Consider the following 23799-nt stretch of genomic DNA (forward strand, 5'->3'; position numbering starts at 1 on the left):
GTAGAGCCACGCCATGCGTGGCTGCGGCGCGGTCGTCACTCTTCGCGTGCGATCGCGCGCCAGCCGATGTCGGTGCGGTGGAACGCGTTGGCCCAGCTCACCTTGGCGACGCCGGCATAGGCATTGGCCTGCGCGTCGCGCACGCTGTCGCCCAGTGCCGCTACGCACAGCACGCGGCCGCCGGCACTGACCACCTGGCCCTGCGCATCCAATGCGGTACCGGCATGGAACACCTTGGCGCTGGCCGGCACGTCGCCGAGGCCGGAAATCACATCACCGGTGATCGGCGATTCCGGATACGGCCGGGCAGCCATCACTACGCCCAGCGACGGGCGCGGGTCCCAGTGCGCTTCCACCTGGTCCAGCCGGCCGTCGATGGCCGCTTCGACCAGTTCGACCAGATCGGACTGCAGGCGCAGCATCACCGGCTGGGTTTCCGGATCGCCGAAGCGCACGTTGAATTCGATCACCTTCGGCGCGCCGCTGGCATCGATCATCAGGCCGGCGTAGAGGAAACCGGTGAACGGGATGCCGTCGGCGATCATGCCCTGCACGGTCGGGTTCACCACTTCGCGCATCACGCGTGCATGCACCTCCGGGGTGACCACCGGGGCCGGCGAGTACGCGCCCATGCCACCCGTGTTGGGGCCGGTGTCGCCGTCGCCGACGCGCTTGTGGTCCTGCGAGGTGGCCATCGGCAGCGCATGCACGCCGTCCACCATCGAAATGAAGCTGGCTTCCTCGCCATCGAGAAATTCCTCGATCACCACGCGGGCGCCGGCATCGCCGAACGCGTTGCCGGAGAGCATGTCACGCACCGCGTCTTCGGCCTCGGCCAACGTCATTGCGACGATCACACCCTTGCCGGCGGCGAGGCCATCGGCCTTGACCACGATCGGTGCACCCTTCTCGCGGATGTAGGCCAGGGCAGCGTCCACGTCGGTGTGCACGGCATAGAACGCGGTGGGGATGTTGTGGCGGGCCAGGAAGTCCTTGGCGTAGGCCTTGCTGCCTTCCAGCTGCGCGGCGGCGGCGGTCGGCCCGAAGATGCGCAGGCCGGCGGCGCGGAAGCGGTCGACCACGCCGGCCACCAGCGGTACTTCCGGGCCGACCACGGTCAACGCCACGCCTTCAGCCTGGGCCAGCGCCAGCAGCCCGTCGATATCGGTCACCTTCACCGCCACGTTGCGGCACTTGTCTTCGCTGGCGGTACCGGCGTTGCCGGGCGCCACGATCACGTCGGTGACACGGGAGGACTGGGCCAGCTTCCATGCCAGGGCGTGTTCGCGGCCGCCGGAGCCGATGACGAGGATCTTCATGGGACAGGGTTCTCGGAAACGGAAAAGAAAAGCCGGGCAGGGCCCGGCTTGGTGATGCGGATCAGTGGCGGAAGTGGCGCACGCCGGTGAACACCATGGCCAGGCCATGTTCGTCGGCGGCGGCGATCACTTCGGCATCGCGCATCGAACCGCCCGGCTGGATGACCGCCTTGATGCCAGCGGCAGCGGCGGCATCGATGCCATCGCGGAACGGGAAGAACGCATCGGAGGCCATCACCGAACCCTCGACCACCAGGTTCGCATCGGCGGCCTTGATGCCGGCGATGCGCGCCGAGTACACGCGGCTCATCTGGCCGGCGCCCACGCCGATGGTGCGATTGTCCTTGGCGTAGACGATCGCGTTGGACTTCACGAACTTGGCCACCTTCCAGGCAAACAGCAGGTCGGTGAACTGCTTGTCGGTCGGCGCCAGCTTGCTGACCACCTTCAGCTCGTCGCGGGTCATGCCGCGGTTGTCCGACGACTGCAGCAGCAGGCCCGAGCCGACGCGCTTGCTGTCGAAGTTGTTCAGGCCGTCGCCATGCGGGATGCGCAGCACGCGTACGTTGGCCTTCTTCTGCGCGTATTCCAGCGCGGCCGGCTCGTAGTCCGGGGCAATCAGCACCTCCACGAACTGGCGGTCCAGGATCACCTTGGCGGTGGCGGCGTCCAGCGGCTTGTTGAAGGCGATGATGCCGCCGAAGGCGCTGGTCGGGTCGGTGGCGTAGGCCAGCTCGTAGGCATCGCCGTTGCCGGCGCCGACGGCCACGCCGCACGGGTTGGCGTGCTTGACGATGACGCAGGCCGGCGCATCGAACTGGCGCACGCATTCCCACGCCGCATCGGCATCGGCCAGGTTGTTGTAGCTCAGCTCCTTGCCCTGCAGCTGCTGGAAGGTGGCCAGCGTGCCCGGCACCGGGTACAGGTCGCGGTAGAACGCGCCGCTCTGGTGCGGGTTCTCGCCGTAGCGCAGGTCCATCACCTTCACGAAGGTGGAGTTCATCTGCGCCGGGTATTCGGCACGGGCCGGCACGGCGGCGTCGGTGGCGGTGACCGCCGACAGGTAGTTGCTGATCGCCGCATCGTACTGGGCGACGCGGTTGAACGCGGCCACCGAGAACGCGAAGCGGGTGGCAGCCGTCAGCTGGCCGTTGTTGGCCTCCAGCGAGGCCAGCAGCTCGGGGTACTGCGACGGGTCGGTGGCCACTGCCACGCGGGCGAAGTTCTTGGCCGCCGAACGCAGCATGGCCGGGCCGCCGATGTCGATGTTCTCGACCGCGTCGGCCAGGGTGCAGTCGGCCTTGGCGGTGACCGATTCGAACGGGTACAGGTTCAGCACCAGCAGGTCGATGGCGCCGATGCCGTGCTCGGCCATCACCGCGTCATCCAGGCCGGAGCGGCCCAGCAGGCCGCCGTGCACCATCGGGTGCAGGGTCTTGACCCGGCCGTCCATCATTTCCGGGAAACCGGTGACCTCGGCCACGTCCTTCACGGCCAGGCCCGCCTCGCGGATCGCCTTGGCGGTGCCGCCGGTGGACAGCAGCTCCACGCCGCTTGCCGCCAGCGCAGTGGCCAGCTCGACCAGACCGGTCTTGTCGGAAACGGAGAGGAGGGCCCGGCGGACGGGCAACAGATCAGCAGTCATGGGACAGAATCGGCAGCGGAGCGGGGCCGATATTGTAGGCGGTGGCGGCCGGTGGCGGGCGCTGGTGGTGGCAATCAACCCGCACCGATGGCCTGTGGCCGCCTTCAGCACCGTCTGGCCGGGGGCGGTCCGCAATCAATTCGATGGGGCACGCTGCCCCAATCGGGTAGGCTGTGCGGGAACTGCCAAGGATCAGCGGGTTCGGATCGTGTCGATCTATGCATTGAAAGGACGTTTTCAGGACCTCCTGCGTCCGGCCGTACGCGGCCTGTACCGCATGGGGATCACCGCCAATGCGGTGACCGTGGCCGCTGCCGTGGTCTCGCTGCTGGTGGCCGGCGCCGTCTGGTGCTGCGCGCCGGCCCAGCCATGGCTGTACCTGCTGCTGCCGCTGTGGATGCTGCTGCGCATGGCGCTCAACGCGGTGGACGGCATGCTGGCCCGCGAATTCGGCCAGCAGTCGCGGCTGGGTGCCTATCTGAACGAATTGTGCGATGTGATCGCCGATGCGGCGCTGTACCTGAGCCTGCTCAGCGTGCCGGGCGTGCGCCCGGAGGCGCTGTGGCTGCTGGCCTGGACCGCGGCGCTGAGCGAATACGCCGGCGTGCTGGGGCTGATGGTCGGCGCCAGCCGCCGCTATGACGGCCCGATGGGCAAAAGCGACCGCGCCTTCGTGATCGGTGCGCTGGGCCTGCTGCTGGCGTTTGAGTGGGTTGGCGCGATGACGATCACGGGCGTGGCCGCGGCCATGGCGGTGCTGTGCGTGCTGACGATGATCAACCGGGTCCGTCGCGGACTGCGGGAAACCGCAGTTTCGCCAAATTAATCAAGCAGATAGAAAAAGACAATCAGGAGATTGCATGCGTCAGGCGCAGGAACGGGAATTCCACAGCTTCGACCAGGTACCGCTGTTCTACCGGTACTGGGCGGGCACCACCGCCACCCCGGCCACCCGGGCCATCGTGCTGCTGCACCGCGGGCACGAGCACTCCGGGCGCGTTACCCATCTGGTCGATGAGCTGGACCTGCCTGACACCGCCTTCTTCGCCTGGGATGCGCGCGGCAATGGCCGTTCGCCGGGCGCGCGTGGCGATGCACCGGGCTTTCCGGCGCTGGTGCGCGACCTGGACAGCTTCATCGCCCACATCGGCGCCGAGCATGGCATCGCGGTGGAAGACATCGTGTTGATCGCGCAGAGCGTGGGTGCCGTGGTCGCCGCCACCTGGGTGCACGACTACGCGCCGCGCCTGCGCGCGCTGGTGATGGCTTCGCCGGCGTTCAAGGTGAAGCTGTACGTGCCGTTCGCACGCCCGGGCCTGGCATTGATGCAGAAGCTGCGCGGCAACTTCTTCGTCAACAGCTACGTCAAGCCGCAATGGCTGACCCACGATCCGGCGCGGGTGGAAAGCTACCGCACCGATCCGCTGATCACCCGGCCGATCTCGGTGCGCGTGTTGCTGGGCCTGTATGAGGCGGCCGATCGCATCGTCGCCGATGCGCAGGCCATCAGCGTGCCGGTGCAGTTGCTGGTGTCCGGCTCGGACTTCGTCGTGCACCGTGGCCCGCAGGACCGCTTCTACGAGCGCCTGTCCAGCCCGATCAAGGAGCGCGTGCATCTGCCGGGCTTCTTCCACGACACGCTGGGCGAGCGTGATCGGGCACCGGCACTGGCACGTATCCGCAGCTTCATCCAGGCGCGATTCGCCGAACCGTTGCGCGAGTTGTCGCGGCGCGATGCGCACCGCCATGGGCCGACATTTGAGGAGTCTGAAATCCTGGCCTGGCCGCCCGAGCGCAACAGCCTGGCCGACCTGCGCTGGCGCGTGGTGCGCGGTGGCCTGCGCTTTGGCGGCAGACTGTCCGAAGGCATTGCACTGGGCCTGCAGACCGGTTTCGATTCGGGCAGCACGCTGGACTACATCTATCGCGACGAAGCACGTGGCAAGGGCCCGTTGGGGCGCCTGGTCGACCGCAACTACCTGGATGCGATCGGCTGGCGCGGCATCCGCATTCGCGGTCGGCACCTGCAGGAACTGCTGCGCGATGCCGCCCAACGCCTGCGCGGGCAGGGCATGCCGGTGCGCGTGCTGGACGTGGCCGCTGGCCATGGCCGTTATGTACTGGAAGCGCTGGGCCAGGGCGAGCAACGCGCCGAGCGCATCGTGCTGCGCGACTTCAGCGGTCTGAACGTGACCCAGGGCCAGGCGTTGATCGAGCGCCTCGGTGCGTCCGACATCGCCCGTTTCGAACAGGGCGATGCGTTCGATCCGGTGCAGCTGGCGCAGGTCGATCCGGCGCCGACGCTGGCGGTGGTATCGGGCCTGTACGAACTGTTCCCCGACAACGACGCCGTGCTGCGCTCGCTGCAGGGCATCGCCGCAACGGTGCCGATGGGTGGCTACCTGGCCTACACCGGCCAGCCCTGGCACCCGCAGCTGGAGTTCATCGCCCGCGCGCTGACCAGTCATCGTGGTGGCGCTGCTTGGGTGATGCGCCGCCGCACCCAGCAGGAAATGGATGAACTGGTGCGCCTGGCCGGGTTCGAGAAAGTGGCGCAGCGCATCGATGACTTCGGCATCTTCACTGTGTCGCTGGCACGCCGGACCGCGTGATGGCGACGCTGGCTGCAACTCCGCTTGCCACGGCGGGGCGCCCCTGGCGGCGCGCGCTGCTGTGGCTGGCCCTGCTGGGCCCGTTCTTCTTTGCCAGCTACGGCTTCGCCAACTGGATGGCCGGCCGCCACGCCGAACTGCCGGTGATGGCGTTCGGCTGGGAAACGCAGATTCCGTTCGTGCCATGGACGATCGTGCCGTACTGGTCGATCGACCTGTTCTACGCGGTCTCGTTCTTCCTGTGCCGGCAGCGCCTCGAACTGGACCGGCACGCATTGCGGCTGTTCAGTGCACAGCTGATCGCCGTGAGCTGCTTCCTGCTGTGGCCGCTGCGCTTCAGTTTCGAGCGGCCGGAGATCGGCGGCGTGTTCGGTTGGCTGTTCGATGTGCTGCTGGGTTTCGACAAGCCGTTCAACCAGGCGCCATCGCTGCACATCGTGCTGCTGATCGTGCTGTGGGTGAAGTTCGCGCAGTACCTGCACGGTGCCTGGCGCTGGGTACTGCATGTGTGGGCGCTGCTGATCGGCGTCTCGGTGTTGACCACGTTCCAGCATCATTTCATCGATTTCCCGACCGGGCTGCTGGCCGGCTGGCTGTGCGTGTGGCTGTGGCCGGAGCAGGGCACGCCACCGCTGCGGGCCTGGCGCATCGCGCGGCATGCCAAGCGGTGGCGATTGGCTGCGCTGTACCTGCTGGCGGCCGCCGTGCTGCTGGTGCCGGTGGTCCTGCTGCGGGGTACGGCGTTGTGGCTGCTGTGGCCGGTGGTGTCGCTGATGCTGGTGGCGCTGGCGTATGCCGGGCTGGGCACGGCGGTGTTCCAGAAGCGCGCCGAGGGTCGCCTGACCATGGCGGCACGCTGGCTGCTGGCACCGTACCTGGGCGCCGCCTGGGTCAACTCGCGGCTGTGGACACGGCGTGCGCCGCAGCCGGTGCCGGTGCTGGACGGCGTGTGGCTGGGCCGGATTCCCTGCACGGTATTGCCGGCACCTTTGGCGGGCGTGGTCGATGCCTGCGCCGAGCTGTCCTGCTGCGCGCCGGGTGCGGCGTATGGCAGCGTGCCGATGCTGGACCTGGTGGTGCCCACGCCGGAGCAGCTGCGCGAGGCCGCCGAGGCCATCGAGCGTCTGCGGCCGCAGGGGCCGCTGCTGGTGTGCTGTGCACTGGGCTATTCGCGCAGTGCCGCCAGCGTGGCGACGTGGCTGCTGCGCACGGGCCGTGCCGCGGAAGTCGGAGCGGCGGTCGCTATCGTGCGTGCGGCACGCCCCGGCATCGTGCTGGGCCCGGAGCATCTGCAAGCCATCACCGCAGCGGATGGAGTGCGCGCATGAGTGCCGTTCCCGATCTGGCGACCATGCAACTGCTGCTGCGCCAGGGACGCTGGCCCGCGCTGCTGTCGCTGGGGCTGCTGCTGGTGGCGCTGCTGCTGCTGGGCATCGAAGCGGGGTTGGCGATGATCGCCGCCGGGCTGTTGCTGCTCAGTGTGGGCGCTGGGCTCGTGCAGGCCTACCATGCATGGCGGGTCGGGCTGGACGCGAGCCTGCTGCAGCTGTTGCGCGATGAAGGCCTGGAAGGCGAAGCCGCTGCACGCCGTACCGACCAGTTGCTGCAGGACAGTGGCCTGCGCCGCACACCGGCCGATGCGCCGCTGCGCGGCTGGGACGTGCGTTGGGACGGCATGCGCCGGCTGCTGCTGCGCCAGTACCTGCTGACGGCAGTGCAGGCCGCACTACTGGTACTGGCCGTAGTGTGGCCGCAGACGTGAACGGGAGGGACCGATGTTCGCCGAACTGATTGCACGCGCCTGCAGCGGCGCGATCCACGTGGTGACGGGCGCCCGTGCGCTGTGGATCGGCTGTGCGCCGTCCAGCGAGCGCCGCGTGTACTACGGCAACCACGCCAGCCATGGCGACTTCGTGCTGATCTGGTCGTCGATGCCGCCCGCGCTGCGGCGACAGGTACGCCCGGTGGCCGCCGCCGAATACTGGCAGCGCGACGGCCTGCGCCGCTACCTGATCGATGCGGTGTTCAACGGTGTACTGGTAGAGCGTGAGGCCGGGCATCGCCAGCAGGACCCGTTGCAGGTGCTGCGCGATGCGGTCGACGAAGAGTGCTCGCTGATCCTGTTCCCGGAAGGCACGCGCAATGTGGGTGATGAGCCGCTGCTGCCGTTCAAGAGCGGCATCTACCACCTGGCGCGGCAACGGCCGGAGCTGGAGTTCGTGCCGGTGTGGATCGATAACCTGAAGCGGGTGATGCCGAAGGGCCGGTTCCTGCCGCTGCCGCTGCTGTGCACGGCTACGTTCGGCGCGCCGCTGCGGCTGCAGGCCGACGAGGACAAGGCTGCATTCCTGGCCCGCAGCCGGCAGGCGCTGCTGGACCTGGCGCCGAATGGAGGGCGCGCATGAGCTATCTGATGGACGTGTCCGGTAACCTGGCCGCGCGCAGCGTGGGCCAGCAGACCGGTCTGCTGTTTGCCGGCGTCGGCGCGGTGCTGGTGCTGGCCACGCTGGTGGCCGAGACCCTGCGCTGGCGGCAGCGTGGGCAGCCCAGTGCAGTGATCGCCAACCTAGTGTCGCGCATCCGCGCCTGGTGGGTGATGGCGATCGTGGTCGGGCTGGCGCTGTTCTTCGGTCGCGCCGGGGTGATCGTACTGTTTGCGATCATCTCGCTGTTCGCGCTGCGCGAGTTCATCACTCTGGCACCGACCCGCTCGGGCGACTACTACGCGCTGCTGGCCGCGTTCTACATCGTGCTGCCGTGGCAGTACTACCTGGTGTGGATCGACTGGTACGGCATGTACACGCTGCTGATTCCGGTCTACGCATTCCTGTTCCTGCCGATCCTGTCGACCATCGGTGGTGATACCACGCACTACCTGGAGCGCACCGCGAAGGTGCAGTGGGGGCTGATGATCTGCGTGTTCTGCATCTCGCACGTGCCGCTGCTGCTGAACCTGCACGTGCCTGGCCATGACCCGTCGCGCAACGTGCTGCTGTTCGCCTTCCTGGTGATCGTGGTGCAGTCCTCGGACGTGCTGCAGTACATCTGGGGCAAGCTGCTGGGCAGGCACCTGGTGGCGCCGAAGCTGTCGCCGTCGAAGACGGTGGAGGGCTTCGTGGGCGGCGTGCTGAGTGCCAGTGCGCTGGGTGCGGCACTGTGGTGGATCACCCCGTTCACGCCGCTGCAGGCGTTCGGCCTGTCGCTGCTGATCAACCTGATGGGGTTCTGGGGAGGGCTGGTGATGTCGGCGATCAAGCGCGACCGTGGCATCAAGGACTGGGGCCACATGATCGAGGGCCATGGCGGCATGCTCGACCGGCTGGATTCGGTGTGCTTCGCCGCGCCCGTGTTCTTCCATGTGGTGCGGTATTACTGGAAGGCGGGCGGGGGCGGGTGATCCTACCGGGCCTTCATCCACGCATGGCGTGGATCTACTGACGGGCGGAGGCGGATGATTCTGCCGGGCTTCCATCCACGCATGGCGTGGATCCACCGGTAGTGCCGGCCGCTGGCCGGCAACTGCAACTTCCTGCCATCGTTCATGGGGTTGCCGGCCAGCGGCCGGCACTACCCACGCGCGCTTACGCGCTGATGCCGTATTCCTTCAGCTTCTTGCGCAGGGTGGCGCGGTGGATGCCCAGCATCGCCGCGGCGCGGCTCTGGTTGCCTTCGCAGTGGTTGAGCACTTCCACGAACAGCGGGATTTCCATCTCGCGCAGCACGATCTCGTAGACATCGTCCGCGTCGCAGCCATCAAGGTCACGCAGGTAGCGGCGCACGGACTGGGCGACGTGTTCACGCAGCGGTGGCCGGGGAGCGCCACGACTGTTGTCAGGACGAGAGAGGACAGCGTTCAAGGGGGTTCCCGATTCGGTTGGCCCGTGCGCGCGGAGCGCGCGGCCGGACGAGGTGGTGGCGGCCAGTCTAGCGCGAGCGTGCCCGACCTGCCACGGCTGGTCGCCTCTATCCTGCTCAGAGGAAGTCGAAGGTGAATGCGACGGTGGATGCGGCGGGTTCCTGCACGCGGAACGCAATGCGTGCACTCTGGCCAGGTTCCAGCACGGCCGCGCCGGGGTTCTCGCCGAGGTACTGCGCCGGTGCGAACACGCCGCTGCCGATCACCCGGCCATCGGCATCGGACAGCGACAGGCGCAGATCCGGCCAGGCCTGTGCCCAGCGCGCATCGTTGCGGATGCTGGCCTGCACCTGCAGTACGCCGGCCTGGCCCGGCACGGGGCGGATCTCGCGGCTGGTCATGGTGAACGCGGTGGGTTCATGCCAGGCCGGCAGGCTGCAGCGCAATACGCCGCACAGTGCGCCCAGCCAGGCGCGGTTGCCGGCGTCGGCGGCCAGTCGCGCACGATCGGCCAGAACACTCTGCAGGACCAGCAGCAGTGCCAGTCCGGCGACCAGCCCCCAGTGCCAGCGTGGCGTCGGCAGTGCGCGTGGCCGCGAGGTGCCCAGGAAACTGGGTGCATCTCCGGCCACGGCCTGCGGGACCGGAGCGGCAAGGACGGGTTCGATCACGGCCGCTTCGTCGGGGTTGACGATGTCATCGCACTGTCGCGTTTCCGCCATCGGTGGCAACGCCGCTTCGAGGGGGGCGCGGGCTTGGGCTGGCGGGATGTCATCCATCGCCGGGTCGGGCGTGCGTGAATCGGTCGCAGGTGCAGCCTCGCCTTCCGACGCGGGGCGCAGGAAGGTGGCCAACGGGCGGCGCGGCGGGTTCGGCTCGGACATGCTCAGGGTGCGGGCTCGGATCCAGCGGTCATTCAATCACGATCAGGCGCGGCGTATGCCGGTGATGCGCATCCAGTCGCCATCCTGGGTCGCATGCAGGTCGTCGAACCACGCGGCGTAGCGCTGCAGCAGTTCGCCTTCCTGGCCCTGCAGGATGCCCGACAGGGCGATGCGGCCCCCGACGGCAACGCGCGCGGCCAGCAGCTCGGCCAACGCGTCCAGTGCCGAGGCAAGGATGTTGGCGACCACGATCGGGTAGGTGGCGACCGGTTCGTCCTGCGGCAGGTACACGTGCATGCGCGCCTGCTCGCCGTTGCGCTCGGCATTGTCGGCGGTGGCGACCAGTGCCTGTGGATCGTTGTCCACGCCGATCGCTTCGGCGGCACCGAGCTTCAGCGCGGCCAGGGCGAGGATGCCCGAGCCGCAGCCGAAGTCGAGCACGCGCTGGCCCTGCAACTGGCCGTCCACGGCCAGCTGGTCCAGCCAGCGCAGGCACAGGGCGGTGGTCGGGTGGGTGCCCGAGCCGAAGGCCAGGCCCGGGTCCAGCCGCACCACGGCGGCATCGGCGGCCTGCGCGGCGTCCGGCAGTTCATGGTTCCACGGCACGATCCAGGTACGGCTGCCGAAATCCATCGGCTGGAACTGGTCCAGCCAGGCGCGTTCCCAGTCTTCATCCTCGACGGCGCGGAAGCTGCCGTTGCTCCAGTCCAGTTCCGGATCGAATGATTCCAGCGCGGCCAGCAGCAACAGCGCATTGCTGTCGGCGGGGAACAGTGCGCTCAGCACCAGGGTGTCCCACAGCGGCGTTTCACCCACGCCGGGTTCGAGGATGGCCTGTTCGTTGCTGGTGTCGGCTTCGGCATCGAGCAGGGTCACGGCCAGTGCGCCGACGTCCTCCAGCGCATTTTCATAGCGGGGCTGGGTGGCTTCGGTGCAGCGCAGGGTCAGTTCCAGGAACGGCATGGCGGTGGGGGCAATCACGGGAAAGGGGGCCATGCTAGACCATCGGGGCGTCTCCGTATTGCCTGAGATGCCGCCCTGAGATGAACGGGGGCAGTTCAGACAGGCCTGCCGGGCCTTGCTAAACTCGGCACTTTCCTGTGCGCCGTGAACGCTCACCGCCGCCGATGGCCTTCGCCCCGACCCTGAAAACCTGGTTGCTCGTGCTGCCGGCGGTGGCCGTGCTGGGCGTGGCCGGGTACCGGGCCAGCGGCCATGCGGCGGGCGTGGCATCACCGTCGCCGGACCTGCCGACCGTCGTGGCCAGCCGCGACAGCGGAGCGGCGTTGCCGGTGGTGCCGGAAGCCCTGGCGCGCCGGCTGGCCACCGTCGAGCGCGGCAACACGCTGCCGTCGGGCCTGCCGCTGGACCTCCGCGCTGACATCGAAGATGCCAGCGATCTGTACGCCTACGCCCAGCGACTGCGCGTGCAGGCCGATACAGGTAACCATGAAGCGCGCTGGATGCTCAGCCGCGTGTATGACTATTGCGCGCAGTACGCACTCGATCCGGGTGGTTACCGCCTGGACAACAACGTGTTGAGCGGGTTGGGCCTGATCGCGGCGCCGGCGATGATCGAGGCCCGCGAGCGCGTGGCGCAGCGGTGTGGCGGCTTCGTTCCGGGCGACAAGCTGGGCGCTGCGCTGGTGCTGGCCGAACGCCGCAAGGCGGCCGCGCAGGGCAACCTGGCCGCAGAAGCATCGTTGTTCGCCGAGGGTGAGCCGTTGCATGACAGTGCCGAGTACCGCCGCGACCTGGTCGAGCGCGTGCGTACTTCGCGTGACCCGGAGGCCTATATGGCGATCGCGCCGGGCATGGGCGTGCGTGCCGCCGGTGACAGCGCACTCGACGGCCTGGTGGCGGGCGAACAGCTCAGTGAGCTTGCATGGCGGCTTGCGGCCTGCGAACTCGGTCTACCGTGTGGAGCGGACAGCGTGCTGGTCAACAGTTTTTGTGCGAACGGAGGGATCTGTTCGCAGGATGGAGCGCAGGATTTCCGGGATTTCGTGTATGACGCTGCGGTATCGCGGCAAGGTGCTGGGAAAATGAAGGAATGGATCAAGCGATTGATTGGAAAGAGGGACGGGCGATGAATTACCGTCGATTCCTGCATGGGGCCAAGTTCTGGTTCTGGGTGGCGCTGTTCGTGGCCTACTCTGCCGGTGCGGTCGGCCTGCTGATGATCGATACCTACGAGGATCGGTACCGGCATCTGTCGAAGGTGGAACTGACCACGGTGAAGGCGCAGGAAGACGTGCGCCGCGCCGGCGCCAGCCAGGTCGCTGCGGTCTATCGCGCGCAGACGGGCATGCCGTTCGCTTCACTGCCGGCTGGCAGCACCTTCCAGGTAGTGTGGCCGGATGGCTCGACCGAGACCATGGTGATCGTCGATCCGACCTCGCCCAATGGCGTGCGGCCGCTGGCCAATTCGCAGATTCCGGCCGACGGCGGCGGACGCGCGCTGAGGCCGCATCAGTAGAGCCGAGCCATGCTCGGCTGCACTCGCCCGCAAGCCGGGAACGGCTCGGCGCTGCCGGAAGGAAAACAGAAAAGGGCGGGGATATCCCCGCCCTTTCCATGTCCAGCATCGGGTGACGATCAGGTCAGCGCGATCGGCTTGTTCTTGCGCTCGGCAAGGCGCTTTTCCAGATAGTGGATGTTCTGTCCACCGGCCTGGAAACCCTTGTCGCGCATGATCCGCTGCTGCAGGGCGATGTTGGTCTTGATGCCATCGACCACCATCTCGCTCAGCGCCACCCGCATGCGGGCGATGGCGGTTTCGCGGTCCGGGCCGTGCACGATCAGCTTGCCGATCATCGAGTCGTAGTTGGACGGCACGCGATAGCCACTGTAGATGTGGGTATCCACGCGCACGCCGGGGCCGCCCGGCGGATGGAAGCCGGTGATGGTGCCCGGGCTCGGCACGAAGGTCTCAGCATCTTCGGCGTTGATGCGGCACTCGATGGCATGGCCGGTCAGTACCACGTCGCTCTGCTTGATCGACAGCTTCTGGCCAGCGGCGATCTTCAGCTGCTCGGCCACCAGGTCGATGCCGGTGACCATTTCGGTGACCGGATGTTCCACCTGGATGCGGGTGTTCATTTCGATGAAGTAGAAGCGGCCGTCCTCGTACAGGAACTCGAACGTGCCCGCGCCGCGGTAGCCGATGCGGATGCAGGCTTCGGTGCACACCTTGCCGATCTGCTCGCGCTGTTCGGCGGTGATGCCCGGTGCCGGTGCTTCTTCCACCACCTTCTGGTGGCGGCGCTGCATCGAGCAATCGCGTTCGCCGAGGTGGATGGCGTTGCCCTGGCCGTCGGCCAGCACCTGGATCTCCACGTGGCGCGGGTTCTCCAGGAACTTCTCCATGTAGACCTCGCCATTGCCGAACGCGGCCTTGGCCTCGCTCTTGGTGGTTTCGATCGAGGTCTTCAGCGAGGCTTCGGCGTGCACGACGCGCATGCCACGGCCACCACCACCGCCGGCCGCCTTGATGATGACCGGATAACCGATCTCACGGGCGATCTTGGTGTTGGCGACGATGTCATCGCCCAGCGGGCCGCCCGAACCGGGCACGCACGGCACGCCGGCGGCCTTCATCGCGCGGATGGCTTCGACCTTGTCACCCATCATGCGGATGGTGTCAGCCTTGGGGCCGATGAAGATGAAGCCCGACTCTTCCACGCGCTCGGCGAAGTCGGCGTTCTCCGACAGGAAGCCGTAGCCCGGGTGGATGGCCTGGGCGTCGGTGACTTCAGCAGCGGCGATCAGTGCCGGGATGTTGAGGTAGCTCTGCGGCGACGGCGCCGGACCGATGCAGACCGACTCGTCGGCCATGGCCACGTGCTTGAGGTTGCGGTCGACCGTGGAGTGCACGGCCACCGTGCGGATGCCGAGGGTATGGCACGCGCGCAGGATGCGCAGCGCGATCTCCCCTCGGTTGGCGATGACGACTTTGTCGAGCATGGCGCGCCCCTCAGCCGATCACGAACAGCGGCTGGTCGAACTCCACCGGCTGGCCGTTCTCGCCGAGGATGGCGACGATGGTGCCGGACGTGTCGGCTTCGATCGGGTTGAACATCTTCATCGCTTCGATGATGGCCAGGGTTTCGCCTTCCTTGACCTGCTGGCCCACGGTGACGAAGGCCGGCTTGTCCGGGGCGGACGAGGCATAGAACGTGCCGACCATCGGCGAGCGCAGCACATGGCCTTCCGGCAGCGCCGGGCCCGGCTTGGCGGTGCCGCCGGTGGAGGCTTCGGTCGGCGACTGCATCGGCATCGCCTGCGCCGCCGGCGCCGCCGGGGCGGCGTACACCGGAGCTGCGACCGGCGCGGCATAACCAGCGACCGGAGCGCGCGACAGGCGCACCGACTCTTCGCCTTCCTTGATTTCGATTTCAGCCAGGTTCGACTCTTCCAGCAGGTCGATCAGTTTCTTGATTTTGCGCAGATCCATGAGGGCCTCTTTGGTTTCTATCTAGGTGAGGAGAGCGCCGTGGGCGCCCGGGTCGACAATCAGGTGGCGGATACGCGCAGCAGCGCCGCGTCCATCGCGTAGCGGTAGCTGTCGGCACCGAAGCCGCACACCACGCCCACCGCCTTGTCACTGAAGTAGCTGTGCTGGCGGAAGGGTTCGCGGGTATGCGGGTTGGACAGATGGATCTCGATGAACGGCACCGCCACCGCTGCCAGCGCATCGCGCAGGGCCACCGAGGTGTGGGTGAAGGCGGCGGGGTTGATCAGGATGAAAGCGGTTCCGTCGTTGCGCACAGCCTGCACGCGGTCGACCAGCACATGCTCGGCGTTGGACTGCAGGCTCTCCACGGCGTGCCCGGCAGCGGATGCCTGCGCGGCCAGGGCCTGGTCGATGTCGGCCAGCGTGGTGTGGCCGTACACCTCCGGCTCGCGGGTGCCGAGCAGGTTGAGGTTGGGGCCGTGCAGGACCAGCAGCTTCGCCATGGGATCCGGAAGACGGGAAAGGGCGGCAGTCTGGCGGAACCGGCGGATGCTGTCCAGTTCGGCGAAGTTTGCAGCGTTTCAATCGTCCGTTTGAAATTGGCTGCAGGGCTTGTCGCCGTACGGCGGGCGCTGGATCAAGGCGCGCTGAACGTCGTGCAGGCGGTGGATGCGAGCACATAGGCCGACGATCACGGCAGGGCCGGGCGAGGGGCGATGCCGCAACGGCCCATGATGCGGTAGATCCACGCCATGCGTGGATGAAGGAAGTGCGGTGCGCAGCAAGCTACGCAGCCACCGAGTGGGCTGCCCAAGGTGCGCTGCACACCCCCAGCGCCCCAATCGGACATCCGCTCAGGTTTCCAGCGGCACCGTTGGCACCACGTTCGGGAATACCTCCTCCAACGGCTCCTGTTCCCCCGGTTGTGGCGCCGGCCAGTTGTAGGCGTTCACCGGCTGCGCGCGGTTCACCCACAAGGCGTAATACAGGTGATCGGCGCGACCGTCGCCGGTATTGGGGTGGATCAGGATGGTCAGCCCCAGGCTGTTGAGCTGCAGCCAGGGCACCAGCACCGGCAGCAGGTCGTTGGTGAAGCCGAAGTAGAAAGAGGGCGTGACGTGCGGGCCGCGCGGCTCCAGGTTCCAGTTGCCCAGCTCCACCGGGAAGCGCTCGGCGGCCCAGCGCCGCAGCAGGGCTGCCTTCTCGAAGCTGTCCTCATCGAAATAGATATGGGCGTGGTAGCTCTTGATGTCGGTGTAGGCGCGCGGGGCGGTGGGCAACGTGGCCTCGCCGGGGCGCACGCTGGCCGGGCGCGGGGTCGGTTCGCTGGCCGTGGCCTGGCCCCAGGGGCTGCGGCCCTTGGGCGCTGGCGGAACGATGGCGCGGAAGCCAGGTCGCCCGGGTTCGGTGGTGTTCACGGCGCTGCCGACGCGCGCGGCGGCGGTGGCGGTGGACGCGCTGGCCAGGCCACCGGCGGCCAGGCCGGCCGACGCGATCAGGCGCCGGCGGGTGGGCGAAAGCAGGTCGGCCCAGTGGGCGTCATCGTCGCCTGCGTCGGTGAGGGGCTGCGGGTCCGGGTGCATGAGGTGCTCCGTGGCGGCATTGTGGGGGCAGGCGTCCACGCTCGGGCAGGGCTGCCGGGGGCGTCCAATAAGCAGCCGGCATCACTTCATGCACGGCTGCCTTCGTCGCCTTGAGCGCGACCGAACGGCGGGCTAGGGTGCAGGTCTACCGCCCCGGAGCCCGCCATGGCCTCGCCTGATGCCGACACCCTGCGCAAGCGCGCCAGCTTCCGCCAGTTGCATGCAGCAGGATGCTTCGTGCTGCCCAATCCGTGGGACGTCGGCGGTGCGCGCTATCTGCAGCGGCAGGGCTTTCAGGCCCTGGCCACCACCAGTGCCGGCTGCGCCTGGAGTGAGGGGCGGCCGGACGGCGCGGTATCGCTGCAGGCCACGCTGGAGCACCTGCGACTGATGGCGGCGGCGACCCCGTTGCCGTTGAATGCCGACTTCGGTGATGGTTTCGGCGCTACGCCACAGGCGGTGGAGGAGGCGGTGGCCGCGGCGCTCGCTACCGGCATTGCGGCGTTGTCGATCGAGGACGCCAGCGGCCTGGCCGATGCACCACTGAGGCCCATCGAGCAGGCGGTCGAGCGACTGCGCGCGGCGCGTGCGGCCATCGACCGCGCGGGCGGCGACGTGCTGCTGGTCGGGCGAGCGGAGAACTTCTTCGTGGGCGTACCGGATCTGCAGGACACCCTGCGGCGCCTGCGTGCCTATGCCGAGGCCGGAGCCGACGTGCTGTACGCACCGGGCATCAGTACGCGCGAGCAGATCAGTGCGGTGGTCGCCGCCGCGGGCTCGAAGCCGGTGAACCTGCTGGTCGCTGGACCCACAGCACTGAGCCTGCAGGACATCGCCGCACTTGGCGTTCGCCGGGTCAGCCTGGGCGGTGCGCTGGCGCGTGCCGCGTGGGCTGGATTGATGCAGGCGACCCAGCCGATCGTGCAGGACGGACGCTTCGATGGCCTGCAGCAGGCGGCGTCCGGGGCTGCCTTGAACGCGTTGTTCCAGTAGCCCCGCGCCCTGCATGGCGGGAAGGGCCGGCGACTACAACGCCTCGATCTCCCGCTTGGGCAGGATCACGCCGGGTTCCAGCGCTGGCAGCAGTTGGCGAAGCAGGCGTGGATTGTCCTGCAGCCCCGTGCCATCCAGATACGTCCACCCGGAACCGCCAATGCGGCGCACGGCCACCATGAACGTGGTGCTGCGCATCGGGGTTTCACGCACCCGTACCAGGGATTGGCGTGGCACGAAGCAGACTTCTTCCTCCCCCGCCGCATAGGTCCGGGTCGGCACACCGACGTCTTCGCTGATGACCACCACGCCGCCGCTGTGCTGCTTCTTCAGCGCATCGCGGGTGATCGCCTGGAAGGCCTCATCGCCGCCGGCCAGCCGTTTGAGGCTGGGATGCGTACGCTCGATGAGGAAGTCCGCATCGCCGCGGGCGTAGGCAGTCATCAGGGCGCGCACATCATCGCGCAGGGCCTTCGCGTCACTGGGACTGAGCTCACCCGCGAAGGCGGATGGCAGCGACAGCAGCAGCGTCAGTATCGTCAGGGGCAGGCGTCGATCCATGTCCGGGTGTCCCACAGGGCATCGCTGCACTATACGTTGGACGCGAAAACAGCGTCCCATCGGTGGCGCTGGTTTCCCCGGAATCGCTACTTACCATTGGTAGGTATTGATTCCTGGAGATCCCCATGCACAGCCTCATTGTCATCGCCCACCCTGAGCCCGGTTCGCTGACCCACGCGATGGCGCGTCGCATCGGTGATGCCATTGCCGCGGCCGACACCGGCAACACCGTGGCCTATGCCGACCTGATGGCTGAAGGCTTCGATCCGCGCTTCAACCCGCAGGACCAGGCCTTGTTCCGCAGCACCGGCGCGGTACCCGCCGATGTCGCTGCCGAGCACGCGCGGCTGGATGCCACCGATACCCTGGTGCTGGTGTTCCCGTTGTACTGGTGGTCGTTCCCGGCGCTGCTGAAAGGCTGGATCGACCGTGTGTTCACCAACGACTGGGCCTACGCACAGGATGCGCAGGGCAGGCTGGTGAAGAAGCTGCAGCGCCTGAATGTGCATCTGGTCGGCTTGGGCGGCGCCGACGCAGCCATGGTCGAACGTCGTGGCTACGACGCGGCAATGAGGACGCAGATCGACATGGGCATCTTCGACTATTGCGGCGCACGCGTGCTGTCGTCCCACCTGCTGCTGGACGCCGATACCGGTGCCGCTGACGCGCATCTGCAGACCGCGCTGGCGATCGGCCGTAAAATTGGTGTTCCAATGCGCTGATCGCCGTGCTCCGCCGATGCCCGCCAACGCCACCCCCACGCGCCGCCGAATGACCCGGGAGCAACGCACCCGCCAGTTGCTGGATGTGGCCTGGGCACTGGTCCGCGGAGAAGGTACCGGAGCGTTGACGCTGGGGCGGCTGGCCGAGGCGGCGGGCGTGACCAAGCCTGTGGCCTACGATCACTTCGTGACCCGCAATGGCTTGCTGGCGGCGCTCTACGATGACTATGACGGACGCCAGACCGTGGTCTTCCACGAGCGCATCGGCCGCGCCCGGGCGCAACTGGTCGATCGGGCGGCGGCCATCGCCTCCGGCTACATCGACTGCGTCCTCAGCCAGGGCAGTGAAGTGCAAGGCATCCTCGCCGCGCTGGTGGGGGCGCCGGAACTGCATGAGGTGCGACGGCGCTACCAGCAGGATTTCATCGACAACTGCCAGGTCTGGCTGGGCCCGTTCGCCGCCGACGGCACGGTGTCGCTGGCGGGGCGCTGGGCCATTCTCGGTGTGGCTGAAGCCCTTTCAGAGGGCGTGGCTGCCGGCGCGCTGGACAAGGCCGGTGCCGTGGCCGAGCTGCAGCGGCTGATCGTGGCGACGGTCAAGCGGCGCTGAGCCGCACGAGCGGTCAGCCGCCGGCCAGGGCGGCGAATCCCGCGGCCAGCTGGTCGCGCACCAGTACGTCGCGCGCGTCGCGGCTTGCAGAGCCCAGCACCACGGTGATCAGCCGTACCGGCTGGTCCCGCCCGGGTACTGGCCGGCACGCGGTGGCGGCCAGGCAGAAGCCTGCGGCCTGGGTGTAGCCGGTCTTCAAGCCGTCCACGCCGTCTTCGCCGAGCAGGGCGTTCTGGTTGCTGCGGTTGAAGCTGCCATGGGCGAACGCGCGCTGCGCGGTGATCGCCAGGATCTGCGGATGGTCGTTCAACAGGCGGGCGGCCAGCACCGCCATGTCGCGCGCGCTGGAGACATGGTGCGGTGTGGTGATGCCGGACACGCTGGCAAACCAGGTGCTGCGCAGCCCGAGCTGGCGTGCGTGCCGGTTCATGCGTTCCAGGAATGCGGCCTGCGATCCGTCCAGGTGACGCGCGATCGCCAATGCAGCGTCATTGCCGGAAACCACCATCAACCCTTCCAGCAGGCGTGCCAGAGTGATTGTCTCGCCGGGCACCAGGCCCATGCGCGTTTCATCATCGGCCACGGCGTGCACATCGTCGGCGGCGATGGTGACCGGGTCGTCCCACGAGCGTCCGTTCTCTTCGACGCACGCATAAGCGGCATAGGCGGTCATCAGCTTGGTCAGCGATGCCGGTTGCCGCGCGGCTTCAGCGTTGTGCTGGTGGATCACCGCGGAGGTTGCCGCTTCCAGGGTGATGGACGAAATCGGTAGGGGGGCGGGCGCAGCAGACGGCATGGCGGGCGGAGATCGCAGCGACGGTCAGCAAGAATAGTTCTTGCCGGCTGCACGAAGCCGCACTGCCGGAGCGCTGCAGCGTCCACGGCAACGCCCGGTTGCGCCCGGGCTGGGGTCGAGGCAGCCTGCGCACATGCAATCGGATATCCGCATCGACGGTCGTGTCTTCACCTACGTCTTCCCGTGTGCGTGGGAGGACTACGCGAAGATCGGCTTTTCACGTGATCCGCTCGGACGCATCAGCGCATTGCATCGGCGATGGTTCGAGTTCTTCGACCTCGATGCCGGTGCGCTGGTGGAAGCGGAGGGCGAGCGCGATGCACGTGATCTGGAGCTGCAGCTGCGTTCGCCGTTCAAGGCGCACCGCGCACCGGCACCGATGACGATCCAGCACAAGGCTGGGGGTCGTACTGAATGGGTACGTGGTGCCAACCAGGCCTTGTCGCTCGCAATTGCTGCGTTGGGTGAACAAGGCTATCGCTGTTACCCGCTGAAGGCATGGCTGCAGGCGGCGCTACGCCTGCGCATGGACCGGCTGCACGACTGGGCTGTGGTGCAGCTTCCGGAAGAAGAAGGCCTGCGGATTCCCGGTGGCCCCGGTGAGGGCGTGCTGCGTGACACGCTCGACGGTTGCCGGGCACTGGATATCGATCCAATGCCCTGTCTGCCTGAATACGTCCAACGCTGGTACACAGGTTGAGCCGCGTTCAACGGGTCCCCGGCTGCTGAACCGGCGCGGCCGGTTGCGCCGCGCACGCAGGGGAGGCGGTGGACGGGCTGGCCAGCTGGCGTGCCAGCTCGGCGTTGGCCACATGGCCGTGCAGGAACAACAGGCTGCCGAAGATGTTCATGAGCGTGCCTCCACTTGAGTGGATTGCACGATACGGGCAGCATGGAAGCGCAAAAAGCGACATTTCCGCAAGCATGCCTTGAGAGGAATTCAAGCCTGATGTCCCGTCCGCCCCTTCATGCCCTGCAGGGATTCGTGGCCGCCGCGCGGCTGGGCAACCTGTCACGGGCAGCGGCGTCGATGAATCTGACCGTCAGTGCGCTCAGCCATCAGATGCGCCAGCTGGAAGAGCGGCTCGGGCAGCCACTGCTGGTCCGCCAACCGCGTGGCGTCGCCCTCACCCTGGAGGGGCAGCGCCTGCTCGACCAGGTCGGCCCGCATCTGGATGCGATCAACGAAGCTTTCCAGCCCTATGCGGCCCGCGCCGAGCACGTGCTGACGATCAGTGCGGTGCCGTCGATGGCGTCGGCGTGGCTGGTGCCGCGCTTGGGTCACTTCGTGGCTGAGCACCCACAGATCGAGATCAACCTGCAGTCGAGTGAGCGCCTGATTGATTTCGAGCGCCAGCGCCAGTTCGACGCCGCGCTGCGGCTGGGCAGCGGGCAGTGGCCGGGCCTGGTGGTTGAGCCGCTGTTCGACGAGTGGCTGCTGCCGATGGCGAGCCCGGCGCTGATCGAACGCATGGGAGGGATCGACCGGGTGCCACTGAACCAGTGGCCACTGCTGGGGGACCCCGATGGTGCGTGGGGGGCCTGGTTCGCGTTGAGCGGGCAGACCCCGCCGTCGCGCTTCGTAGCGGTGCTGGATGATTCGGAGGCACACCACCGTGCGGCGCTTGACGGGGTGGGCGTGGCGCTGGGGCGGGTGACGCGGGCGCGCTTGTTGCTGGATTCCGGCCAACTGGTTGCGCTGTCCAACCTGCGCCTGAAAACCGCCTGGCCGCATTGGCTGGTCTACCCGCAGCGTTCGGCCCGCCACCGCGGCTTTCTTGCCTTCCGCGACTGGCTGCACGCGCAGGCTGCCGAACACGTGCGGCACACGGCGGACGCTACACTCATCGCACCAGCGTGACCGCCTGCCCGCCACGCGCGAACGCCTCCTCCAGCAGCGAGCCGGCCTTGATCGCCTGCACTTCCTTGAACAGCGCCTGCAGCGCGTCGGCGGGGCGCGATGCCGGCGCCGCCACCGCCTGCTGGATCGCGGTGAAACGGTCGGCCAGCACGCGGTGGCCGGGATGCGCCCGCGCCCATGCTTGCAGCGGCTGGCGCACGCCGGCGGCGGCATCCAGGCGCTGCAGATCGAACAGGGTGATCGCAGCCGCCGACGTCTCGGCCCGTTCGATCGTGGCGTGGCGCAGTTCGCGGCTGAGAAACAGGTCGTAGGCTGCACCGCGGCCCACCGCGATGCGCAGCCCCTCGCGGTCGAGGTCGGTCACCTGCTGCGCGGGACTGTCCTCGCGCACCAGATAGGTGCCTTCGATCTCCACGTACGGAGCACTGAAGGCGATGCGGTCGGCGCGTGCCGGATCGATGGCCAGGAAGGCCAGATCCCAGCCGTCTTCGCCTGCCGCAGCGACCACCGAGGCTGCGGCATCGTGACAGGTGAAGCGTGCCTGCACACCCAGGCGCTGCGCCAATGTCGTGGCCAGCTCCACCGACGGTCCGCGCGGTGAGTGCGCATCGCCCTGCGCCAGCACCGGGTTGCCCAGGTTGATCGCCACGCGCAGGAAACCCTGCGGTGCCAGTGCACTTTGGTGTTCGGCCAGGGACATGCAGGACTCCGCGAGGAAAGGGGCAGCCAGCATGCCAGCACTGCCCTGCAAGGGGTGTCATGCTGCACGACTGCAGGATGGCCTACCTTCCGTTTGCCGACGAGGCCGCAGGTGTCGGTATGGACTTGGAGGTGAGCCTGGCGCGTGGCCGAGATCTGCGACAGTGAAGGCAACCGCATTGCGTTGCAGGCGCACGCAGCTCTGTAGAGCCGAGCCCACGCTCGGCTGTTGTTGGCCCCGCCGCCCAAGCTCAGCCGAGCATGGGCTCGGCGCTACAAGGTCGCGGCGCGTGAGCGCTGCAGCCAGCCATTGATGGCCGGGTCCAGTCGAGGGTCGTCCGGTAGCTGCATGCCGAAGCGCCGTTGCAGCACGTCACGCACATCCCCCACATCATGCAGCGGACGCTTGTCCGGTGCCTGGCCGGGGCGGTACTCGGTGTAGTTGCCGCTGCCGATGGTGCGTCGCCAGTCCGGCCCGGTCAGCGACGCGCGCAGCTGGCCAGGGAAGCTGGAGTCGGGATGGGTGCACACGTACCAGTTGCCCACCACGTTGTCGATCGGTGCCGGCACGTGCAGGTCGAAACGGTACATCGCCCGCCAGCCGTCAGCGGATTCGGCGGACAGCACGAAATCCCCCTCGCCTGGCAGCCGCTGCAGCAGATAGCGTTCGTGCGGCGTGGCCTGCGGCTGCGGATCATGCAGCCGCAGCGGCACGGTCGGGGTCAGGCTGCCGAAACCGGCATCCACCAGCCAGTCATCGCCGTCCACCTGCACGCGCAGCAGCAGGTGGGTCCGTGCGGTCAGTTCGCCGTCCTGGGCAGCCAGCAGCACGCGCGCGCTCAATGGCTGTGCATCGAAGCCCAGCGCCTGCAGCAGCGCCAGCAGGCCGCCGTTGAGTTCGAAGCAGTAGCCGCCACGACGGTCGTCGAGCAGCTTGCGCTGCACGCTGTCCAGGTCGATCGGTACCGCATCGCGCAGCAGGCAGCTGAGGGTCTCGAACGGCAGCACTGCGTTGTGGCGCTGCTGCAGCAGGGTCAGGCCGGCCAGCGTCAGCGGTGGCGGGGCATCCAGCTGCAGGCGCTGCAGGTAGCGGGGGACATCGAGCGTCGTCATGGCGGCACCGGGCGGGAGGGGAGGTCCACTGTGCTCCCCCAACCGGGGTTGAGGTCAAGGGCGCTGGTCGTGTCACGCCAGCGTCGCCT

At 67.9% G+C, this 23799-nt stretch carries 27 protein-coding genes; 13 read left to right on the plus strand and 14 right to left on the minus strand.

What is annotated here, in order from left to right; translation table 11 throughout:
* Positions 1-35: 35 nt before the first annotated feature.
* Positions 36-1319: a phosphoribosylamine--glycine ligase gene (purD, locus tag AC5P74_RS01700; protein ID WP_053498286.1), complete on the minus strand. Its 1284-nt coding sequence runs from the start codon at positions 1317-1319 to the stop codon at positions 36-38.
* 61 nt (positions 1320-1380) lie between these two features.
* Complete coding sequence (purH, locus tag AC5P74_RS01705; RefSeq protein ID WP_346607955.1) at positions 1381-2964, minus strand: bifunctional phosphoribosylaminoimidazolecarboxamide formyltransferase/IMP cyclohydrolase; 1584 nt, start codon at positions 2962-2964, stop codon at positions 1381-1383.
* Between the two features lie 208 nt (positions 2965-3172).
* Between purH and AC5P74_RS01710 the strand changes: the two genes are divergently transcribed.
* From AC5P74_RS01710 to AC5P74_RS01735, 6 genes are read left to right on the plus strand one after another with little or no spacing between them, the layout of a single operon-like run.
* Positions 3173-3790 (plus strand): CDP-alcohol phosphatidyltransferase family protein, encoded by a 618-nt coding sequence (locus AC5P74_RS01710; RefSeq protein WP_053498281.1) that lies wholly within the window; start codon positions 3173-3175, stop codon positions 3788-3790.
* 34 nt (positions 3791-3824) lie between these two features.
* Positions 3825-5576, plus strand: a complete 1752-nt coding sequence (locus AC5P74_RS01715; RefSeq protein ID WP_346607956.1) for a bifunctional alpha/beta hydrolase/class I SAM-dependent methyltransferase — start codon at positions 3825-3827, stop codon at positions 5574-5576.
* Complete coding sequence (locus tag AC5P74_RS01720) at positions 5576-6904, plus strand: phosphatase PAP2/dual specificity phosphatase family protein (protein ID WP_346607957.1); 1329 nt, start codon at positions 5576-5578, stop codon at positions 6902-6904. Before AC5P74_RS01715 ends, AC5P74_RS01720 begins: the two co-directional genes overlap by 1 nt.
* A complete protein-coding gene (locus AC5P74_RS01725; protein WP_206619948.1) occupies positions 6901-7338 on the plus strand; it encodes a hypothetical protein in 438 nt (145 codons plus the stop codon). Before AC5P74_RS01720 ends, AC5P74_RS01725 begins: the two co-directional genes overlap by 4 nt.
* Before the next feature lie 13 nt (positions 7339-7351).
* Positions 7352-7981, plus strand: a complete 630-nt coding sequence (locus tag AC5P74_RS01730) for a lysophospholipid acyltransferase family protein (RefSeq protein WP_206619949.1) — start codon at positions 7352-7354, stop codon at positions 7979-7981.
* Positions 7978-8973 (plus strand): phosphatidate cytidylyltransferase, encoded by a 996-nt coding sequence (locus tag AC5P74_RS01735; RefSeq protein WP_346607958.1) that lies wholly within the window; start codon positions 7978-7980, stop codon positions 8971-8973. Before AC5P74_RS01730 ends, AC5P74_RS01735 begins: the two co-directional genes overlap by 4 nt.
* Before the next feature lie 184 nt (positions 8974-9157).
* Here the strand turns inward: AC5P74_RS01735 and fis are convergent, their stop codons facing one another.
* The 3 genes from fis to prmA all read right to left on the minus strand — a co-directional run bounded on the left by fis (position 9158) and on the right by prmA (position 11279).
* The gene (gene fis, locus AC5P74_RS01740; RefSeq protein WP_005419706.1) at positions 9158-9433 is read right to left on the minus strand and encodes a DNA-binding transcriptional regulator Fis; all 276 of its coding nucleotides are present in this window, start codon (positions 9431-9433) and stop codon (positions 9158-9160) included.
* A 115-nt stretch (positions 9434-9548) separates the two neighbouring features.
* Positions 9549-10316: a DUF3426 domain-containing protein gene (locus AC5P74_RS01745; protein WP_070489370.1), complete on the minus strand. Its 768-nt coding sequence runs from the start codon at positions 10314-10316 to the stop codon at positions 9549-9551.
* 42 nt (positions 10317-10358) lie between these two features.
* On the minus strand, positions 10359-11279 hold the full coding sequence (gene prmA / locus AC5P74_RS01750; RefSeq protein WP_070489376.1) for a 50S ribosomal protein L11 methyltransferase: 921 nt from the start codon (positions 11277-11279) through the stop codon (positions 10359-10361).
* A gap of 164 nt (positions 11280-11443) precedes the next feature.
* On the opposite strand from prmA, the gene AC5P74_RS01755 reads away from it, so the two are divergent.
* Both AC5P74_RS01755 and AC5P74_RS01760 read left to right on the plus strand, forming a co-directional pair.
* A complete protein-coding gene (locus AC5P74_RS01755) occupies positions 11444-12409 on the plus strand; it encodes a hypothetical protein (RefSeq protein WP_070489372.1) in 966 nt (321 codons plus the stop codon).
* Entirely contained in the window at positions 12406-12795 is a 390-nt protein-coding gene (locus AC5P74_RS01760; protein WP_053498269.1) for a hypothetical protein, read from the plus strand. Before AC5P74_RS01755 ends, AC5P74_RS01760 begins: the two co-directional genes overlap by 4 nt.
* A 119-nt stretch (positions 12796-12914) precedes the next feature.
* Here the strand turns inward: AC5P74_RS01760 and accC are convergent, their stop codons facing one another.
* From accC to AC5P74_RS01780, 4 genes are all read right to left on the minus strand, one after another.
* A complete protein-coding gene (accC, locus tag AC5P74_RS01765; protein ID WP_005419697.1) occupies positions 12915-14282 on the minus strand; it encodes an acetyl-CoA carboxylase biotin carboxylase subunit in 1368 nt (455 codons plus the stop codon).
* Positions 14283-14292: 10 nt separating this feature from the next.
* Positions 14293-14772 carry an acetyl-CoA carboxylase biotin carboxyl carrier protein gene (accB, locus tag AC5P74_RS01770; protein WP_019660824.1) on the minus strand — a complete coding sequence of 160 codons (480 nt, stop codon included), beginning with the start codon at positions 14770-14772 and terminating at the stop codon, positions 14293-14295.
* Positions 14773-14831: 59 nt separating this feature from the next.
* On the minus strand, positions 14832-15275 hold the full coding sequence (aroQ, locus tag AC5P74_RS01775) for a type II 3-dehydroquinate dehydratase (protein WP_053498267.1): 444 nt from the start codon (positions 15273-15275) through the stop codon (positions 14832-14834).
* 351 nt (positions 15276-15626) lie between these two features.
* Positions 15627-16355 carry a DOPA 4,5-dioxygenase family protein gene (locus AC5P74_RS01780; protein WP_053498265.1) on the minus strand — a complete coding sequence of 243 codons (729 nt, stop codon included), beginning with the start codon at positions 16353-16355 and terminating at the stop codon, positions 15627-15629.
* Positions 16356-16520: 165 nt separating this feature from the next.
* Here AC5P74_RS01780 and AC5P74_RS01785 point away from each other — a divergent pair, with 165 nt between their 5' ends.
* The gene (locus AC5P74_RS01785) at positions 16521-17348 is read left to right on the plus strand and encodes an isocitrate lyase/PEP mutase family protein (RefSeq protein WP_346607356.1); all 828 of its coding nucleotides are present in this window, start codon (positions 16521-16523) and stop codon (positions 17346-17348) included.
* 33 nt (positions 17349-17381) lie between these two features.
* Here the strand turns inward: AC5P74_RS01785 and AC5P74_RS01790 are convergent, their stop codons facing one another.
* Complete coding sequence (locus AC5P74_RS01790) at positions 17382-17909, minus strand: hypothetical protein (protein WP_346607357.1); 528 nt, start codon at positions 17907-17909, stop codon at positions 17382-17384.
* 125 nt (positions 17910-18034) lie between these two features.
* Between AC5P74_RS01790 and AC5P74_RS01795 the strand changes: the two genes are divergently transcribed.
* Complete coding sequence (locus tag AC5P74_RS01795; RefSeq protein ID WP_053498260.1) at positions 18035-18631, plus strand: NAD(P)H-dependent oxidoreductase; 597 nt, start codon at positions 18035-18037, stop codon at positions 18629-18631.
* A gap of 16 nt (positions 18632-18647) precedes the next feature.
* Entirely contained in the window at positions 18648-19241 is a 594-nt protein-coding gene (locus AC5P74_RS01800) for a TetR/AcrR family transcriptional regulator (RefSeq protein ID WP_346607358.1), read from the plus strand.
* 13 nt (positions 19242-19254) lie between these two features.
* Here the strand turns inward: AC5P74_RS01800 and AC5P74_RS01805 are convergent, their stop codons facing one another.
* Positions 19255-20037: a D-alanyl-D-alanine carboxypeptidase family protein gene (locus AC5P74_RS01805; protein WP_206619957.1), complete on the minus strand. Its 783-nt coding sequence runs from the start codon at positions 20035-20037 to the stop codon at positions 19255-19257.
* Between the two features lie 133 nt (positions 20038-20170).
* Here AC5P74_RS01805 and AC5P74_RS01810 point away from each other — a divergent pair, with 133 nt between their 5' ends.
* Entirely contained in the window at positions 20171-20737 is a 567-nt protein-coding gene (locus AC5P74_RS01810) for a GIY-YIG nuclease family protein (RefSeq protein WP_171957593.1), read from the plus strand.
* Between the two features lie 7 nt (positions 20738-20744).
* Here the strand turns inward: AC5P74_RS01810 and AC5P74_RS01815 are convergent, their stop codons facing one another.
* Positions 20745-20888 (minus strand): hypothetical protein, encoded by a 144-nt coding sequence (locus tag AC5P74_RS01815; RefSeq protein WP_005419683.1) that lies wholly within the window; start codon positions 20886-20888, stop codon positions 20745-20747.
* A gap of 98 nt (positions 20889-20986) precedes the next feature.
* On the opposite strand from AC5P74_RS01815, the gene AC5P74_RS01820 reads away from it, so the two are divergent.
* The gene (locus AC5P74_RS01820) at positions 20987-21898 is read left to right on the plus strand and encodes a LysR substrate-binding domain-containing protein (protein ID WP_329842916.1); all 912 of its coding nucleotides are present in this window, start codon (positions 20987-20989) and stop codon (positions 21896-21898) included.
* On the opposite strand, the gene AC5P74_RS01825 is transcribed toward AC5P74_RS01820, so the two are convergent.
* Both AC5P74_RS01825 and AC5P74_RS01830 read right to left on the minus strand, forming a co-directional pair.
* A complete protein-coding gene (locus AC5P74_RS01825; RefSeq protein ID WP_138952304.1) occupies positions 21882-22598 on the minus strand; it encodes an ABC transporter substrate-binding protein in 717 nt (238 codons plus the stop codon). The two genes, AC5P74_RS01820 and AC5P74_RS01825, sit on opposite strands and share 17 nt — an antisense overlap.
* Before the next feature lie 272 nt (positions 22599-22870).
* Complete coding sequence (locus AC5P74_RS01830; RefSeq protein WP_495204768.1) at positions 22871-23710, minus strand: arylamine N-acetyltransferase family protein; 840 nt, start codon at positions 23708-23710, stop codon at positions 22871-22873.
* Positions 23711-23799: the final 89 nt, after the last annotated feature.

This window comes from Stenotrophomonas sp. YJH_SMC_94-11, from assembly GCF_059370435.1.

Bases quoted from the DNA above. Each gene is read 5' to 3' on its own strand.
- AC5P74_RS01715 (WP_346607956.1), top strand. From the start codon at position 3,825: ATGCGTCAGGCGCAGGAACGGGAATTCCACAGCTTCGACCAGGTACCG.
- AC5P74_RS01805 (WP_206619957.1), bottom strand. From the start codon at position 20,037: ATGCCGTCTGCTGCGCCCGCCCCCCTACCGATTTCGTCCATCACCCTG.
- AC5P74_RS01810 (WP_171957593.1), top strand. From the start codon at position 20,171: ATGCAATCGGATATCCGCATCGACGGTCGTGTCTTCACCTACGTCTTC.
- AC5P74_RS01815 (WP_005419683.1), bottom strand. From the start codon at position 20,888: ATGAACATCTTCGGCAGCCTGTTGTTCCTGCACGGCCATGTGGCCAAC.
- AC5P74_RS01825 (WP_138952304.1), bottom strand. From the start codon at position 22,598: ATGTCCCTGGCCGAACACCAAAGTGCACTGGCACCGCAGGGTTTCCTG.
- AC5P74_RS01795 (WP_053498260.1), top strand. From the start codon at position 18,035: ATGCACAGCCTCATTGTCATCGCCCACCCTGAGCCCGGTTCGCTGACC.
- AC5P74_RS01745 (WP_070489370.1), bottom strand. From the start codon at position 10,316: ATGTCCGAGCCGAACCCGCCGCGCCGCCCGTTGGCCACCTTCCTGCGC.
- AC5P74_RS01780 (WP_053498265.1), bottom strand. From the start codon at position 16,355: ATGCACCCGGACCCGCAGCCCCTCACCGACGCAGGCGACGATGACGCC.
- AC5P74_RS01725 (WP_206619948.1), top strand. From the start codon at position 6,901: ATGAGTGCCGTTCCCGATCTGGCGACCATGCAACTGCTGCTGCGCCAG.
- purH (WP_346607955.1), bottom strand. From the start codon at position 2,964: ATGACTGCTGATCTGTTGCCCGTCCGCCGGGCCCTCCTCTCCGTTTCC.
- AC5P74_RS01800 (WP_346607358.1), top strand. From the start codon at position 18,648: ATGCCCGCCAACGCCACCCCCACGCGCCGCCGAATGACCCGGGAGCAA.
- AC5P74_RS01785 (WP_346607356.1), top strand. From the start codon at position 16,521: ATGGCCTCGCCTGATGCCGACACCCTGCGCAAGCGCGCCAGCTTCCGC.
- AC5P74_RS01755 (WP_070489372.1), top strand. From the start codon at position 11,444: ATGGCCTTCGCCCCGACCCTGAAAACCTGGTTGCTCGTGCTGCCGGCG.
- accB (WP_019660824.1), bottom strand. From the start codon at position 14,772: ATGGATCTGCGCAAAATCAAGAAACTGATCGACCTGCTGGAAGAGTCG.
- AC5P74_RS01730 (WP_206619949.1), top strand. From the start codon at position 7,352: ATGTTCGCCGAACTGATTGCACGCGCCTGCAGCGGCGCGATCCACGTG.
- AC5P74_RS01760 (WP_053498269.1), top strand. From the start codon at position 12,406: ATGAATTACCGTCGATTCCTGCATGGGGCCAAGTTCTGGTTCTGGGTG.
- AC5P74_RS01820 (WP_329842916.1), top strand. From the start codon at position 20,987: ATGTCCCGTCCGCCCCTTCATGCCCTGCAGGGATTCGTGGCCGCCGCG.
- AC5P74_RS01735 (WP_346607958.1), top strand. From the start codon at position 7,978: ATGAGCTATCTGATGGACGTGTCCGGTAACCTGGCCGCGCGCAGCGTG.
- accC (WP_005419697.1), bottom strand. From the start codon at position 14,282: ATGCTCGACAAAGTCGTCATCGCCAACCGAGGGGAGATCGCGCTGCGC.
- prmA (WP_070489376.1), bottom strand. From the start codon at position 11,279: ATGCCGTTCCTGGAACTGACCCTGCGCTGCACCGAAGCCACCCAGCCC.
- AC5P74_RS01830 (WP_495204768.1), bottom strand. From the start codon at position 23,710: ATGACGACGCTCGATGTCCCCCGCTACCTGCAGCGCCTGCAGCTGGAT.
- purD (WP_053498286.1), bottom strand. From the start codon at position 1,319: ATGAAGATCCTCGTCATCGGCTCCGGCGGCCGCGAACACGCCCTGGCA.
- AC5P74_RS01790 (WP_346607357.1), bottom strand. From the start codon at position 17,909: ATGGATCGACGCCTGCCCCTGACGATACTGACGCTGCTGCTGTCGCTG.
- AC5P74_RS01720 (WP_346607957.1), top strand. From the start codon at position 5,576: ATGGCGACGCTGGCTGCAACTCCGCTTGCCACGGCGGGGCGCCCCTGG.
- aroQ (WP_053498267.1), bottom strand. From the start codon at position 15,275: ATGGCGAAGCTGCTGGTCCTGCACGGCCCCAACCTCAACCTGCTCGGC.